The 15,303-nt window shown below is 46.5% G+C and carries 18 protein-coding genes and 1 tRNA gene; 12 read left to right on the top strand and 7 right to left on the bottom strand.

Annotated features, from left to right (window positions below; all coding sequences use genetic code 11):
• Nucleotides 1-51 precede the first annotated feature (51 nt).
• Complete coding sequence (locus C0033_RS07745; RefSeq protein WP_242984441.1) at nucleotides 52-561, top strand: sporulation initiation factor Spo0A C-terminal domain-containing protein; 510 nt, start codon at nucleotides 52-54, stop codon at nucleotides 559-561.
• Nucleotides 562-593: 32 nt separating this feature from the next.
• Here C0033_RS07745 and C0033_RS07740 read toward each other — a convergent pair whose 3' ends face one another.
• Nucleotides 594-1,391 carry a DUF4397 domain-containing protein gene (locus tag C0033_RS07740; RefSeq protein ID WP_242984440.1) on the bottom strand — a complete coding sequence of 266 codons (798 nt, stop codon included), beginning with the start codon at nucleotides 1,389-1,391 and terminating at the stop codon, nucleotides 594-596.
• Nucleotides 1,392-2,052: 661 nt separating this feature from the next.
• On the opposite strand from C0033_RS07740, the gene C0033_RS07735 reads away from it, so the two are divergent.
• The 4 genes from C0033_RS07735 to C0033_RS07720 are packed head-to-tail and all read left to right on the top strand — an operon-like array spanning nucleotide 2,053 to nucleotide 4,341.
• A complete protein-coding gene (locus tag C0033_RS07735) occupies nucleotides 2,053-2,475 on the top strand; it encodes a hypothetical protein (RefSeq protein ID WP_103227301.1) in 423 nt (140 codons plus the stop codon).
• 18 nt (nucleotides 2,476-2,493) lie between these two features.
• Nucleotides 2,494-2,853 carry a YccF domain-containing protein gene (locus tag C0033_RS07730; RefSeq protein WP_103227300.1) on the top strand — a complete coding sequence of 120 codons (360 nt, stop codon included), beginning with the start codon at nucleotides 2,494-2,496 and terminating at the stop codon, nucleotides 2,851-2,853.
• Between the two features lie 37 nt (nucleotides 2,854-2,890).
• On the top strand, nucleotides 2,891-4,012 hold the full coding sequence (locus C0033_RS07725) for a Gfo/Idh/MocA family oxidoreductase (protein WP_103227299.1): 1,122 nt from the start codon (nucleotides 2,891-2,893) through the stop codon (nucleotides 4,010-4,012).
• Between the two features lie 17 nt (nucleotides 4,013-4,029).
• Nucleotides 4,030-4,341, top strand: a complete 312-nt coding sequence (locus tag C0033_RS07720; RefSeq protein ID WP_103227298.1) for a YbjQ family protein — start codon at nucleotides 4,030-4,032, stop codon at nucleotides 4,339-4,341.
• A gap of 50 nt (nucleotides 4,342-4,391) precedes the next feature.
• Here C0033_RS07720 and C0033_RS07715 read toward each other — a convergent pair whose 3' ends face one another.
• Nucleotides 4,392-4,640, bottom strand: a complete 249-nt coding sequence (locus C0033_RS07715) for a hypothetical protein (RefSeq protein ID WP_103227297.1) — start codon at nucleotides 4,638-4,640, stop codon at nucleotides 4,392-4,394.
• A 65-nt stretch (nucleotides 4,641-4,705) separates the two neighbouring features.
• Nucleotides 4,706-4,778, bottom strand: a tRNA-Ala gene (locus C0033_RS07710).
• A gap of 269 nt (nucleotides 4,779-5,047) precedes the next feature.
• On the opposite strand from C0033_RS07710, the gene C0033_RS07700 reads away from it, so the two are divergent.
• Nucleotides 5,048-6,592, top strand: coding sequence for a flotillin family protein (locus C0033_RS07700; RefSeq protein ID WP_103227295.1), 1,545 nt, complete (start codon nucleotides 5,048-5,050; stop codon nucleotides 6,590-6,592).
• 114 nt (nucleotides 6,593-6,706) lie between these two features.
• Here C0033_RS07700 and C0033_RS07695 read toward each other — a convergent pair whose 3' ends face one another.
• From C0033_RS07695 to C0033_RS07680, 4 genes are read right to left on the bottom strand one after another with little or no spacing between them, the layout of a single operon-like run.
• Entirely contained in the window at nucleotides 6,707-6,973 is a 267-nt protein-coding gene (locus C0033_RS07695; RefSeq protein WP_103227294.1) for a glutaredoxin, read from the bottom strand.
• Complete coding sequence (locus C0033_RS07690; protein WP_103227293.1) at nucleotides 6,966-7,559, bottom strand: ATP-binding cassette domain-containing protein; 594 nt, start codon at nucleotides 7,557-7,559, stop codon at nucleotides 6,966-6,968. The genes C0033_RS07695 and C0033_RS07690 overlap by 8 nt, the downstream gene beginning before the upstream one ends.
• Nucleotides 7,560-7,614: 55 nt before the next feature.
• The gene (locus tag C0033_RS07685) at nucleotides 7,615-8,361 is read right to left on the bottom strand and encodes an ABC transporter permease subunit (protein ID WP_103227292.1); all 747 of its coding nucleotides are present in this window, start codon (nucleotides 8,359-8,361) and stop codon (nucleotides 7,615-7,617) included.
• Nucleotides 8,362-8,385: 24 nt separating this feature from the next.
• Entirely contained in the window at nucleotides 8,386-9,486 is a 1,101-nt protein-coding gene (locus C0033_RS07680) for an ABC transporter substrate-binding protein (RefSeq protein WP_103227291.1), read from the bottom strand.
• A 401-nt stretch (nucleotides 9,487-9,887) separates the two neighbouring features.
• On the opposite strand from C0033_RS07680, the gene C0033_RS07675 reads away from it, so the two are divergent.
• From C0033_RS07675 to C0033_RS26730, 6 genes are read left to right on the top strand one after another with little or no spacing between them, the layout of a single operon-like run.
• Nucleotides 9,888-10,127 carry an NAD(P)H-dependent oxidoreductase subunit E gene (locus tag C0033_RS07675; RefSeq protein ID WP_103227290.1) on the top strand — a complete coding sequence of 80 codons (240 nt, stop codon included), beginning with the start codon at nucleotides 9,888-9,890 and terminating at the stop codon, nucleotides 10,125-10,127.
• Between the two features lie 2 nt (nucleotides 10,128-10,129).
• On the top strand, nucleotides 10,130-11,863 hold the full coding sequence (locus tag C0033_RS07670; protein WP_103227289.1) for a [Fe-Fe] hydrogenase large subunit C-terminal domain-containing protein: 1,734 nt from the start codon (nucleotides 10,130-10,132) through the stop codon (nucleotides 11,861-11,863).
• On the top strand, nucleotides 11,864-13,042 hold the full coding sequence (locus C0033_RS07665; protein WP_103227288.1) for a SpoIIE family protein phosphatase: 1,179 nt from the start codon (nucleotides 11,864-11,866) through the stop codon (nucleotides 13,040-13,042).
• A gap of 53 nt (nucleotides 13,043-13,095) precedes the next feature.
• Nucleotides 13,096-14,550 (top strand): 4Fe-4S dicluster domain-containing protein, encoded by a 1,455-nt coding sequence (locus C0033_RS07660; RefSeq protein ID WP_103227287.1) that lies wholly within the window; start codon nucleotides 13,096-13,098, stop codon nucleotides 14,548-14,550.
• 1 nt (nucleotide 14,551) lies between these two features.
• Complete coding sequence (locus tag C0033_RS26935) at nucleotides 14,552-14,692, top strand: hypothetical protein (protein ID WP_180994619.1); 141 nt, start codon at nucleotides 14,552-14,554, stop codon at nucleotides 14,690-14,692.
• Nucleotides 14,649-15,197 carry a hypothetical protein gene (locus C0033_RS26730; RefSeq protein ID WP_146043749.1) on the top strand — a complete coding sequence of 183 codons (549 nt, stop codon included), beginning with the start codon at nucleotides 14,649-14,651 and terminating at the stop codon, nucleotides 15,195-15,197. Before C0033_RS26935 ends, C0033_RS26730 begins: the two co-directional genes overlap by 44 nt.
• Nucleotides 15,198-15,303 lie beyond the last annotated feature (106 nt).

Here is a 15,303-nt window from a genome sequence, read left to right as displayed (position 1 = left end):
ATAATATAAAGATAAACGAAAAATGTAACAATTTATAACGAGGAGTATAACATGGATTATCAGGCATTTCAATTAATTCTAACAAATGAGTACCGGTTGGAAGTTACGCTGATGAGCTGCAAAGAGAAAAAAGCAGAGTTTATTCCGAATGGCAGTATGACGCCGTGCTGGTATACGCTGCTGAAAGAACGTATTTTTTTAGATGAGGATAATCAGCTGACAGCGAAAATTATGATTCTTTTAAATAATTTAGGCTTGTCACCCAATCTCTGCGGATATTCGTATTTGAAGAGAGCAATTGAAATGGGCTATTGGGATCCTACCGTATTGTATCATGTGACAAAGATGGTGTATCCCGATATTGCCAGGGAATATCACACCACGGTAGCCAGTGTGGAACGGGCGATCAGACACTGCATTGACGTGATATGGGAGAGGGGGAATAAGGAGCTTTACTATTGTATTTTAAGAGGAGTGAACATGGAAAAGCCAACCAATAGTTCCTTTATCGCCAGTTTAACGGAATCCCTTCGCTTTTTAGATAAATGCCGCCAGTCATAAAGAAAACCGGCGGCATTTAGCGGATCGATGAATCAGCCTCTGTCTTCCACAAGAAGCGTGCGCACCGTATCGGCGCTGGTATTCCAGTTGAGGACATAAAGCGTATAGATTCTGTTTACATTCAGATTTACATAGGTTGTTACAAGCGCAAGTTCCGGTCTGCGGCTTTGATAAACGGAGACCGGATAGCTGCCGGGGCGTACTTTGCTGAAGGAAGCCGGTTCTGCAAACTTAACGTTTGTAAAGGTCAGGTTGTTCATCACCACATTGACCGGCCCTGTGTAAAATGCCAGATTGCAGACACGGAAACAGGCGGTAAAGTTAGGTGTAGTGCACGGAGAATCGGTGATGGAAACCAGATCCAGGCCTGAGGCCGTATTGACGATAGCAAAGGTTGTCATACCGGCCACGGCCGACATGGATTTTTGGATGTATATATAGCCGTTATTTCCCATAACCGTAATGGTTATATAGCCGGGAGTGAACTGGCTGTACTGGGTGATCTCTCCATCGTTTAAATCATTTGTGAGCAATTGGTTATTGACATAGATGGAAAATGCATTATATCCAACGGAAGCATTTAAAAACCGCACAGAGGCTGCGGCATTTGGTATGGCGTTGCAGTACAGGCAGGGGATAACGGGTTTTGGAAAAAATGATATCACCGGCGGATAAGATGTTCCTGTATCCGGCATAATTGGAAAATAAGGCGGACTCACTGAAAAATCAGGATCTATATCAGGGGTATAATCGACTGAAAAATCAGGATCTAAAGGCTCATCGACAGCTGTATACCGGGTGGTTTCCGGTGAATTTGGATCAAAATCCATAATATATACCTCTTATTCGTTCTTATAGTAAAGTCTATTCCGTTTGATGTCCTAATGTGTGGAATAAAATGAGTGATTTTAATTAGATTAAGTTATTAGTTCAGCCTTCCGATGCCTGTGGCGGTTCCGGCAGTTTCCATGGCCTTTCCTGTGACTTTGCAGGGTATTAGCAATTCTTAACGCGCAGAATTTTTCGTTCAAGGGAAATGTCCACCTGTTTGAGCGTCAGTGAGTTTGGGCATTTCCCTTGGTTTTTAGGAAAATCCTGCACGTTTAGAAGTGCTTATGCCCGAAACCGGAACTGGAAAGGCCATGGAAACTGCCGGAGCCGCCACAGGCATCGGAAGGCTGAACTGATACGAATTAAGTTATTTGTAAGGAAAAGGTCTTTGACAGGAAAACAAAAATATCTTAAAATATAAATAAGCAAATAAAAGGGAGTAGCCAAACACCGAAAGGTGGGTTTGAAACCGTCAGCCGATAGGAAGGGAATCATGTAACTTTCTTATCCGTATCAAATGAGAAGCGCAAGACTTTTATTGTGGCAGTGATGTCATGATAAGGGTCTTTTTTAGTATCGGGATTCTATGATACGGAAAGTTCCAAAACAAAATCTGCTGCCACAGGCTTAATTGCCCAAGAGGCGGAAAGGAGAATTTGTATGAACAGAGATGAAATTGAAATCAGAGAGGCAGTCATGGCAGGACAAATCGCTCTTGCAAGTTTGGAAGAGGCCGGAAGGTATCTTTCCAGCGCAAGAAACTGGGGTATTTGGGATATGATTGGTGGAGGATTCTTTTCCACCATGATGAAACATTCTAAAATCAATGAAGCGGCGGCGTGTATGGAACGGGCCAGGGAAGATTTGAGAAAATTTAAACGGGAATTGAGCGATGTTTCGGTAGGCGAGAATATAGGAATCGAAATCGGCAGTTTTCTCACATTTGCGGATTATTTTTTCGATGGGCTGATCGCCGATTGGATGGTTCAAAGTAAAATCCAGGATGCGTCTGCCCAGGTGGAGGACGCCTGTTATCAGGTGAAGCATATATTGGAAGCATTGGAACGGATGCAGAATGAATAGAGATGAGGAGGTAATGAGATGGGCTGTTTAGGAAATTTGTTATGGTTTATTTTTGGCGGTTGTTTGAGCGGCCTGAGCTGGCTGTTGACCGGATGTCTCTGGTGCATTACAATAGTTGGTATACCGGTAGGAATGCAGTGCTTTAAGTTTGCGGGGCTCAGCTTTTTCCCCTTTGGAAAAGAAGTTGTATATGGAGGCGGGGCTGTTTCCCTGCTGCTGAATATCGTATGGCTGATTGTATCAGGCATTCCGCTGGCATTGGAATCCGCATTAATCGGAATTTTACTTTGTATCACGATTGTGGGAATACCATTTGGCCTTCAGCAGTTTAAATTTGCAAAACTGGCGTTGATGCCATTTGGCGCAGCTATTGTTTAAGAGAAAGAACTGAGATTTTGGATAAGGAGAGGTGAGCATGAAACAGGTTAAGGTTGTTTTGGTTGGAATCGGAGCTATCGGCAGAAAATATGCGGGTTTTATCAGTAACGGATTGGTTCCGGGTATGGAGCTTGTCGGAATCTGTGCCAGAAGCAGGGAAAGCCATCAGTGGATACGGGAAAACCTGGGCGGACAGATCAAAATCTATGGAACCATTGACGAGATGTTTGCCAAAACAGAGGAATTTGATGCGGTTATCGTCGCGTCTCCGCATACCAGCCATTTGGAGTATACGACCCGGGCGCTGGCAGAGGGAAAGCATGTGCTTTGTGATAAGCCGGCCGGAATTTCCGTTAAGGAGGCCAGGCTTATGGGAGCGGCGGCCCATGAGGCCCAAACGGTTTATTCCATGATGTTTCATCGCAGATCTTATCCGAAATACATGGCGCTTAAAGAATTGATTGTCTCAGGATGCCTTGGGGAGCTGAAGAGAGTGACCGCAAAGGATGTCACTTCCTTCCGCACCCAATATTATCACAAATCCTGTTCCTGGAGGAGCAGTTGGAACGGTGAAAATGGCGGAATGCTGATCAATCAGGGGCAGCATTCCCTGGATATATGGCAGTGGCTGTTCGGCATGCCAAAGTCCATTTACGCCTACATACCGTTTGGTAAATATAATGATTTTACGGTGGACGACGAAGCTTCCATGATTATGGAATATGAAAACGGCATGACGGGATCATTTTTCATGACCACCGGGGAGCCCACCGGAGAGGATGTGCTCGAGGTGGTTGGAACCAAGGGGCGGGCAGTGCTGACGGGAGCCCGCCTGGAGGTCTGCAGCTACCATGCGGATATGAATGATTATGCGAAGAATGCAAAGGTTACAAGCATTCAGGAACTGCACAGTACGTTAGAAACATCCGAATATGAGGAGATGGATGAGGAAAAACCATATATTCTCATGCTGAGGAACTTTACGCAGGCTGTTTTGGGAAAAGAGAGCCTGATTGCCCAGGGATGTGAAGGGGAGAGGGCGATGGAGCTGGCAAACGCCGCTTATCTTTCCGCCTGGAAAGGACAAAAGGTAACGCTGCCTTTGGATGCCGAAGAATATGAACGGTATCTGGATCAAGCGAAAAGGATAGAAAAATAGATTAGGAGGATACGATTATGCTGCTTGTTACAACGGAAGATATCAGTGGAAAGAAAATCGAGATGCTGGGTTTGGTGAAAGGTTCCAGCATTATGACGGTTCACGCCGGAAAAGATATTATGAACAGCTTTAAAACTCTTGTGGGCGGTGAATTAACCTCATACAATGAGATGATGGAAAAAGCCAGGGAACTGGCTACGGAGAGAATGATCAGTCAGGCCAATGCTTTGGGCGCAGATGCGGTCGTGGCGGTTCGGTATAACAGCAGTTCGGTTGCTCAGGGAGCGGCAGAAGTGATGGCCTATGGGACGGCTGTGAAAATTTTGTAGTTATTTTAAAATGTAAGAGAAAATTTTAAAAATAAATCAAGGGGACGGAGTTAACGGCGGATTTTGTTTAAGACATAGGCGGCGGCTTCCGCATCTTTGGGAGAGACATAGATGTAGTAGAAGGTTTCCAAGTGGGGCTGTTCTCCGAATCTTCCCATGGTCTGTCTGGCGCGGCTGCTTGTGGAACCGGTGTTGCGGATTTTGATGTCGTATGAAATGCCTGCATTTTGGAGCGCCTGTTTGGCTTTTACATAATCCTCCATTTTAGTGGATACATAGACTTCTTTTTTGAAAAACATGTAATTCCTCCTCCTCTTTCCTAATATAATAAAAACACAAGACCCACGGCCTTGTGTTTTTTTCATGGAGCATATGGGATTCGAACCCACGACCTCTTGAATGCCATTCAAACGCGCTCCCAGCTGCGCTAATGCCCCGCTAATAAAGCTATTATAAACGGAGATTGAAAAATATACAAGCATTTTTTTATGGAATTATTGAGTGGATTATTGAGCTGGTTACTGTTCACGGCAATTCGGAATTTATGGCCTGCATGGTTAAATTCTTCATATCGTGTACATTTTCAGGTAAAAATGTCGAAAGTCGTAATATTTATGAAAATAGTAAGGAAAAAGTCAAAAAAATTGAAAATAAATGGAATATAATAGAAAAAAATAAAAGATTAAGGGGAAAGTGAGGTAGTGGTATGTTAGAGCTGTTGGCAGGTTACATTGGTGTCATTGTAGTTGCTGTAATTGTCTTCTTATTTATTCTCATTATGGCAATTGGGTACAAGAAAGCGCCGCCGGATGTGGCGTACATTATATCCGGTCTGAAGAAGGAGCCTAAAGTGCTCATAGGGCGGGCAGGAATTATGATTCCTTATCTGGAACGAATGGATAAGCTGATGCTGCGCCAGGTTACAATCGATGTGAAGACGGACGATTTTATTCCGACCCTGGATTTCATTAACATCAAAGTGGATGCAGTCGTTAAGGTGAGGGTGAGCACAGAGCCCCAGAAGATGAAACTGGCTATGACCAACTTCCTGAACAAAGGAACCCAGGATATTGTGAATGACCTTCAGGATTCTCTTCAGGGTAACATGAGAGAGATTATCGGCACCATTTCCCTGAAGGATATCAATAATAACAGGGACGAATTTGGTAATCAGGTTCAGTCTAAGGCGAAAGTCGATATGGAGAAGCTGGGTATTGAGATCCTCTCCTGCAACATCCAGAACGTTATGGATAAAAACGGCTTGATTGAAGACCTCGGTATGGACAACACGGCGAAGATTAAGAAGGACGCCAGCATCGCAAAGGCAGAGGCCGACAGAGATGTGGCCATCGCCCAGGCCAAAGCGGATAAGGATTCCAATGATGCCAGAGTAGACGCCCAGACAGAGATCGCTAAGAGAAATAATGAATTGGAGATCAAACGGGCAGAGCTGAAAAAGACCGCGGATACCAAACAGGCCGAAGCGGATGCAGCATATGATATCCAGAAGCAGGAACAGAGAAAGAGCATTGAGACTGCAACAATCAACGCCGACATCGCCCGTCAGGAGCGCGAGGTTGAATTGAAGGCGCGTGAAGTAGAAGTTAAGGAAAAAGCGCTGGAAGCTCAGATTAAGAAACAGGCCGAGGCGGATAAGTTCGCAGAGCAGCAGAAAGCGGATGCAGATCTCTATAAACGCCAGAAGGAAGCGGAAGCTAAGAAGTTTGAGCTGGAAAAAGAAGCGGAAGCCAAGAAAGCCCAGGCGGATGCCCAGGTTTACACCATGAAGCAGGAAGCGGAAGGTATCCGGGCAAAAGGTGAGGCAGAAGCGGCGGCTATTCAGGCCAAAGCGCTGGCAGAAGCGGAAGGTATGGAGAAGAAAGCAGAAGCGTACCAGAAGTACAATAAGGCTGCTATGGCAGAGATGATGATTCAGGTTCTTCCCGATATCGCAGGCAAGATCGCAGAACCTCTTGCTAAGATTGATAAGATTACCATCATCGGAGGCGGCGGAGACGACAGCGGCATGAATACGGTGGCAGGCAATGTGCCAATCGTTATGGCTAAACTGTTCGCATCCATGAAAGAGGCGACAGGCGTGGATCTTGCGGATATTATGAGAGCCGATACCTATGATGCTAAGGTAAACCGCAAAGTTGAACTTACAGGGATGACTCAGGACCAGGCTGAGCTGTTAAAGCAGGCCATGGGTGAAGAGGAAAACAAAGCTGACGGAGATGTAGTTATTTAATAAACAGATTGGGGTGTCAAAAGGTCTTGCCCTCGAATCTAAACAAAAAAGGAACCTTGATTTTTCCATGGCTGTGATATGCCGGAAGAATCAAGGTTCCTTTTTTCGCTTCTATTAATCTTCTTCTGTGAATAAAACTTCAGGATCTAATGTTATGGTTCCGTCTTCCAAAACGATGCAGGGGATTCCCACGCCTCCGGCTTCCCGGACAGGATCGAAAAGGCTGTCATAAGCGTGATTGTCGCGGATTTTCAAAAAATCCTTCAGGTTCTGGGTCGCTGCCGAAAAATCACAAAACTCAAAGGGAATGCATTCCGACATCAGGCGTTTTTTCAGCGCCTCACAGTCCGGGCAGATCATGGTTCCATAAATTTTAATCATTGGCGTTACCTCCTGTTAGTTGTATTACCTTGCCTTCAAAGAAGGAGATATCCTCTGCCTGATGGGTGGATACGAGAAGCATGCGTCCGTTTAAACGCTCTTTTATATAGCGGATGACCGTCTGTTTAGTTTCCTTGTCCAGCCCGGTAAACGGCTCGTCCATGATGACGCCGTCCGAATCCGCAAGCATGGCGCGGCATACTGCCACCCGGCGCTTCATTCCTCCGCTCAGCGTGGAAACCGGCCGATCCAGACATTCGGCAGGAAGAATCCGTCCCAGCTCATCTAACAACTCACTCCGGCCCATGGGGCGGCGCATGACCATCATCACGTTCTCCAGAGGCGAAAATGATTCACACAGACGGTTTTCCTGAAATACCGCAGTAAAATGCGTCCCTTCGGTGATAGTCACCGTGCCTTCATCCGCTGTTTCCAACCCCAGAAGAATTCTCATAAATGTGGTCTTTCCGCTTCCGGAAGGGCCCATCAGACAATAGATATCACCTGACTTCAGTTCCAGTTCAGACAGGTGAAAAAGTCTAATTTGATTATATGATTTTACCAGATCTTTTACAAGTATTTTCATGCTGCCTTTTGATTCTCCTTTAAATATGAGATTACTGTACACAGCCCCAATGGTTTCAGCAGCTGTGCCCAACCGTCCGTTTCAGCAAAATGAGAAAGAAACGTTCAAATAATGCGCTGATGATTATGATGATAAACGTCCAGGCAAACAGATTGGCCGTATCCAAATAGATTTTTGACATATACAGCCGTTCTCCGATGGAATAATCAGGCACGCCGATGACTTCGGCAGCGATTCCCGATTTCCAGCTCATGCCCAGGGCGATCTTACAGCTGCTGGCCAGATAAGGAAAAACAGCAGGGCGGTAGATGTAATAAATCCGCTTCCAGCCGGACATTCCAAAGACAGACGCCATTTCCAGAAGTTCCCGGTCCGTGCTCCTAAGGCCGGCCAAAGTATTTACATAAATAACGGGAAAGACCACCAGAAATGAGCAGAAAACAGAAAGCTTTCCCGACCCGATCCAGATCAGCGCCAGAATCACGAAAGAAGCCACAGGTATGGACGTAACAAGGGTCATGAGAGGAGCCAGAAGTTCTTCCAGAAAATGAATGCGGTAAGCCAGGCTTGCCAGCAGGATTGCCAGTACAAAAGCGCCCAGGAAACCGATGCTGATTTTTCCAAAGGAAAAGGCAATGCTTTTCCAGAAATCAGCGGTGACTGCCTGGGAAAAAAGGGCCTTCATCATATCGAAAGGCCCTACTAATAAGATTGAGTTATGAATCGCCCGGCTGGTCAGCTGCCAGAGCCCCAGCCAGAACAGGGCGATTAAAAATTTGCGGATCATTGCATTTTTACTCATGGAAACACACCTTGATAATTCTTTTTATGGGAGATAATAGAAATCGTCGGCAGGAAGCGTTCCGCCTACAGATGCCGGTTCCTGGTCGAAAAGCACCTGAAGGTAACCGCTTATGGCTGATTTCATATCTTCTCCTGTTATACAGGTAATATTGCAGTAAGGAAGAGCTTTTTTGGCAATGGGAGCTTTTTCGATAATTCCCTGTGCAGCAACCAGTTCAGCGGTTTCATCCGGATTGGATACTGCAAAGTCGGCAGAAGTTTTGTGCTCTTTCAGGAAGTTGTCCACCGCTTCTTTGTTGTCTGCAAGATAATCATTGCGGACAATGGTAACGCCGGTAACCAGCTGACTGCCGCTTTCACCCTGAACGGCCTCCCATTCTTTTGTCAGGTCCAGAACCAGCTTTAAGTTTTCGTTCTGAGCCATGGCAACCGTAACAAATGGCTGCGGCAGAAGGCCGATGGCATCGGAATTCTCTTTTAACAGTGCGGCCACTTCGGTCGGTTCGGATTTGTATTCCAGTTTCACATCGTCTTTTGTCAGGCCGTTTTCAGCCAGAAGATAATTGATTACATAATCAGGCGTGGTTCCTTTTCCGGTCATGTATACGGTTTTGCCCTTTAAATCGGCCACGGATTTGATGGAATCGTCACCGGATACCACATAGAGAACGCCTAATGTGTTGATATCGATGGCGGTTACATTGCCTTTTGTCTTGTTATAAAGGACGCTGGCTACATTGGCCGGCACCAGAGCGATGTCTAAATCGCCGCTTACAACCTTTGTCAAAAGCTCGTCGGCAGCTGCAACCATGGTGAATTCATATGTATTTAAGGATTCCCCTTTTTCCGCCTGATCCATAAGAGATACCAGCCCCATGGAAGTAGGGCCTTTTAAGGAACCGACTTTAACGAGGGCTTTTCCTTCCGCTTCGGCCTGGGCAGCCGTATTAGGAGCGATTGTGGTTTCTCCGGCAGCGGATTCCGCGGTGGGGGCTTCGGTAGGAGCCTCTGTTGTGGTTTCGGCAGCAGGCGTGGTCTCCACCGCCGTCGACTGGGATGCGCATCCCGTAAGAGCCATGGCCGTCATAGCGCAGGCTAAGATAAATGATAATGTTTTTTTCATAATTCCTCCATTCTGCCGCATTGGCGGCATTCTAAGCATGATTTAGATTAGGTTCGACAAAAAAGAATCTCATGCCAAAAGGGCATGAGAATTCCGAGATCATTCGGTTTTCTCGCCTTCTCCATCAGTGAACCCTTTTGGGTAAGCACGAATACCGTTATTATAGCATTACAGGATACCCTTGTCAAAAATCTTTCTTCTAATTAAAATGAACCCCAAGTCTTTGTTTTAGAAGGGGGAGGATACAGAGGCTTGTTCAGCTTCAAACAGTAACTTTATACTGATAAGTTTTGAAAAAAATACATGAAATGGGATTGATAATAAAATCACAATATGAGATAATGTAGTTAACTGTAAATTGGAGTCTAACATATGAAATTAATAAGGTGGAGGAATTATTTATGAGAGTCACAATTTGTATTGGAAGTGCATGTCATTTAAAGGGGTCCAGAGAGATTATTCAGCAGCTTCAGGAATTGGTTACAGAGCATGGTTTATCGGAAAAAGTGGATTTAAACGGTTCTTTCTGCAGCGGAAACTGTGTGAACGGCGTCTGCGTGACTGTTGATGATAAGCTGTACTCATTAAAACCGGATGATACAAAGGAGTTTTTTGAGAAAGAAATTCTCGGGAGGCTTTAATTATGGGAATTATTGATTTCAAGGCTACAAAATGTAAACACTGTTATAAGTGTGTGCGGAACTGCGAAGTCAAAGCCATTATGATCAAAGATGAACGGGCGGAAATCATGGAGGACAAGTGCATTTTATGCGGACACTGCCTTCAGATCTGTCCTCAGTCAGCTAAGACCTTAACAAGCGATCTGGATATTGTAAAAGGGTACATAAGGCAGGGAATACCTACGGTCATCTCCATTGCACCGTCCTATATGGGATTGTTAAAATATAAAACCCTGGGTCAGGTGAATTCCGCGCTGAGAAAACTTGGCTTTTTAGATGTGCGCGAAACGTCCGAAGGGGCCATTGTGGTCACACAGGAATATGCAAAGCTTTTGGAAGAGGGAAAGATGGAGAACATCATCACAACCTGCTGTCCAAGCGCCAACGATCTGATCGAGATCTATTATCCTCAGCTGGTTCCTTATCTGGCTCCAGTGGTTTCCCCGATGATCGCCCATGGAAAACTTCTGAAGAAGGAATTCGGACAGGGAACAAAAGTTGTATTTTTAGGTCCGTGTATTGCTAAGAAGAAAGAAGCCAGAGATCCGCGCCACGACAGCTATGTGGATGCAGTTCTCAATTTCAATGAGATCGAGCGGTGGCTGAGAGAAGAGGACATCGTCATTGAAGACTGTGAGGATATTCCTTTTGCCAACATCGATCCAAAGGTTAACCGGTTGTATCCGGTTACTAACGGGGTGGTAAATTCCGTACTCACCACAGAGCGGAAGACGGACAGCTACCGCAAGTTCTATGTTCACGGATCGAAAAACTGTATTGATCTCTGTGCCAGCATGTCCAGGGGAGAGATTAAAGGCTGCTTTATAGAGATGAATATGTGTTCCGGCGGATGTATTAAGGGGCCGGCGGTCAATGACGAAAGCATTTCCAGATTTAAGGTGAAGCTGGATATGGAAGAAACAGTAGCGAAGGAGCCTGTGGACTTCAAACAGGAAAGTGATATGACGGAAGGGCTGCGTTTCGGCAAGGTCTTCCTGGATCATTCACCAAAAGATCCGATGCCCACAGAAGCACAGATTCTGGATATTCTGCGTCAGACCGGAAAGAACAAGCCGGAAGACGAGTTGAACTGCGGCGCCTGCGGATATCCGACCTGTCGGGAAAAAGCCATTGCGGTTTTCCAGAAAAAGGCGGAACTCAACATGTGTATTCCGTTTATGCATGAAAAGGCGGAGTCGTTATCAAACCTGGTTATGGATACGTCTCCTAACATCGTTTTAATCGTGGATAAAGATATGAAGATCATGGAATATTCCGCGGTTGGAGAGAAATATTTCGGAAAGACGAGAGCCGAAGCCCTGAATATGTATCTGTATGAATTCATTGATCCGGTGGATTTCCAGTGGGTTTATGATACACATCAGAATATTCACGGCAAGAAGGTTACTTATACAGAATACAGCTTATCCACGCTTCAGAATATCGTCTATGTAGAGAAGGAAGATGTGGTGCTGGCCACTTTCATCGATATTACGAAAGAAGAAGAGCAGGCCCAGCAGGAGTATGAGAAGAAGCTGGAAACCATTGACCTGGCGCAGAAAGTCATCCATAAACAGATGATGGTGGCGCAGGAGATTGCCGGACTTTTGGGAGAGACAACGGCTGACACCAAGACAACGCTGACCCAGCTTTGCCGTTCCCTTCTGGAAGAAGGAAGTGAAAGCGAGGTCAAATAAATGGGAGTTACCGTAGACGTTGCTTATAAAAGCCTGAATAAATTTACGGAAGTCCTGTGTGGCGACAAGGTGGAGATTCTCCAGACAGAGGATTCCAATATTCTGATTCTGGCGGATGGTATGGGAAGCGGCGTAAAGGCCAATATCCTTGCCACCCTGACTTCCAAGATCCTGGGAACCATGTTTTTGAACGGCGCTACGCTGGAGGAGTGTGTGGAGACCATCGTCGAAACGCTTCCGGTCTGCCAGGTTCGTCAGGTGGCCTATTCTACATTCAGTATTTTACAGGTATTTAATAACGGGGATGCTTATCTGGTGGAATTTGACAATCCGTCCTGTATCTTCATCCGGGATGGGAAATTGGTTCCGATTCCTCCGAACATCCGCGTTATTGAGAATAAAAAAATCAACGAGTTCCGTTTTAAAGTGAAAAAGGGGGATGCCCTGATTCTGATGAGCGACGGAACCATCCATGCGGGCGTTGGACGCCTGCTGAATTTCGGCTGGGTTTGGGATGATATTGCGACTTATGCGGTAAAACAGTATTCCATAACCATTTCAGCCATGCGCCTTGCCAGCGCCATCAGCCGGGCATGCGACGAACTTTACCAGTTCCGTCCCGGCGACGATACCACGGTTGCCGTTATGAGAATCATTGACAGCAAGCCGGTTCATCTGATGACCGGCCCGGCTCAGAAGATGGAAGACGACGGCCGGATGGTGGCCGACTTCATGAGCGGCGACGGCGTGAAACGAATCGTATGCGGAGGTACAAGCGCTACCATCGTTTCCAAGGTGCTGAAAAAACGTCTGGATGTTTCTCTGGATTATGTGGACCCGGAGATTCCGCCGATCGCTTATATGGACGGCATTGATCTTGTAACAGAAGGTGTGCTCACGTTAAACCGTGTGGTACAGCTGCTGAGACGCTATGTGAAAAATGAAAGCGTTTCGGAAGAATTTTTCCTGGAGTTGGATAAGCCCAACGGTGCTTCTATGGTGGCGAAAGTGATCATAGAGGACTGTACAGAGCTTCATTTATACGTTGGAAAAGCGATTAACAGCGCATATCAGAACCCTGGCCTCCCATTTGATCTGGGCATCCGCCAGAATCTTGTGGAACAGTTGAAGCATGCGGTGGAAGATATGGGCAAACAGGTAATTGTAACTTACTATTAATTATTATATTTAGGTTTCTGTTTAGGAGCACGAAACCGGAGGAGAGAAGAATCATGGTAACGAATGACGCAACAATATTGAAACTGAAGCATGAAGTGCTGTATGAAGTGGCGAAGATGGCTTGGGAAGGCGAACTGGAACAGCACAGGGACGAGATTCCATTTAAGATGATTCCGGGGCCGCAGGCTCAGTTCCGCTGCTGCATCTACAAAGAACGTGAGATTATACGCCAGAGGGTACGCCTTGCGGAAGGCAAATGCCCGTCCAGCGGAAAAGACACGATCAATGTCGTACAGGTAATCAGTTCCGCCTGCGAAGGCTGTCCGATTTCCCGTTACGTTGTAACCGATAACTGCCAGAAGTGTATGGGAAAAGCATGCCAGAATTCCTGCCATTTCGGTGCAATCTCCATGGGCAGAGACCGTGCCTATATCGATCCTGACAAATGTAAAGAATGCGGAAAATGTTCTCAGGCATGTCCTTACAACGCCATCGCAGACCTGATGAGACCATGCAAGAAGAGCTGCCCGGTAGACGCCATCACCATGGATGAAAACGGCATTGTTGTGATCGACGAAAGCAAATGTATCCAGTGCGGCGCATGTGTACACAGCTGTCCTTTCGGCGCCATCGGCTCCAAGACATTTATGGTGGATGTGATCAACCTGATCCGCGCAGGAAAGAAAGTGGTGGCAATGGTAGCACCTGCTACAGAAGGCCAGTTCGGACCTGATATCACTATGGCCAGCTGGAAAACCGCTCTTAAAAAAGTGGGATTTGCAGATATGGTGGAAGTCGCATTAGGCGGCGATATGACCGCAGCAGCAGAAGCGGCTGAGTGGGCTGAAGCATATAAAGAGGGCAAAAAGATGACAACATCCTGCTGTCCGGCCTTTGTCAATATGATCAAACAGCATTTCCCAATGCTTTTAGACAACATGTCAACCACCGTATCCCCAATGTGCGGCGTATCCAGAATGCTGAAAGCTCAGGACCCGGAAGTGATTACCGTATTCATCGGGCCATGTATGGCAAAGAAGAGTGAAACTCTCGACTTGAATATCCAGGGCAACGCGGATTATGCCATGACATTTGGCGAGATTCGCGCTATGATGCGCGCAAAAGGCGTGGAACTGGAACCGGAAGAGAATACCTATCAGGAAGGTTCCGTATTCGGAAAGAGATTCGGCAATTCCGGCGGCGTTACCGCTGCGGTAGTAGAGTGCTTTAAGGAAATGAACGAAGATATCACACCTGAAGTCATGAAATGTAACGGCGCTGCGGAATGCAAGAAAGCGCTGATGATGCTGAAGGTAGGAAAGCTTCCGGCAGATTTCATTGAAGGTATGGCTTGCGTAGGCGGCTGTGTAGGCGGTCCCAGCAAACATAAAACAGAAGTGGAAGCAAAGAAAGCCAGAGACCAGCTGATCGGAGCTGCTGACGGACGTTTAGTCCATCAGAATCTGGATAACTATGAAATGGATAAGTTCTCCATGCATAGACATTAAGTTGTTTTTTAACGGGGGTGGCGGAAAGGTACGCCCGGAATCGGGAGGCGGAGCCGGAAGACGAAGGCCGGAGGGGCCGTCCGGGCCGGGGAAGGAAGATGCAGCCAGATCGGATTCGGGATTCGCCCCTAAGAACAACTAAGGCCCGTAAGGACAGAACAAGGCAGGCCGGCGCCATTCGCAGTGAACTCTTTATGACTTCGCTGCTCAAGGGCGCCTTAGAAACTGACACGGAAATCAGTTTCTACCTGCCTTGTTCTGCCCTTACGGGCCTAAGATGTTCTAAAGGGGTTCCATACGATCCGATCTGTCTGCATCTTCCTTCCCCGGCCCCAACGGCCCCTCCGACCTTCGTCTTCCGGCTCCGCCTCCCGATTCCGGGCTGGTTTTCGCTGGCCGGGTTAAAAACAATAATCACATTTGCACAGATCGTTAAGGGATTTTCAGAAATGCCTTCGGGTTTTACTTTAAACGTCAAGGCATTTCGCAAAATGACCTCACCCTTTACATTAAATGGTGAAGGCATTTCTGAAAATTCCTTAACGGTTGATGTAAAAACTTACTCTCCCCATCAAATCTTTTTTCCTCAGCTAGCCAAGCAACAGCCGGAAAGAAGGGGGAATCTGGGCGGGCAGCGGAAATCATAAGGAATAGGGGATCGTTTGCAGACCCTTAGAGGTACTTGGTCGGCAGAAATGGAAAAAGGCAGACAAATACTGAATACCGAATCAGTATTTGAGGCGCCCCTTGAGC

Source organism: Clostridium sp. chh4-2 (assembly GCF_002899675.1).
GTDB lineage: Bacteria > Bacillota > Clostridia > Lachnospirales > Lachnospiraceae > CHH4-2.
The sequence above is the reverse complement of the archived record's forward strand: the minus strand, read 5'-3'. Positions and strand labels throughout refer to the sequence as shown.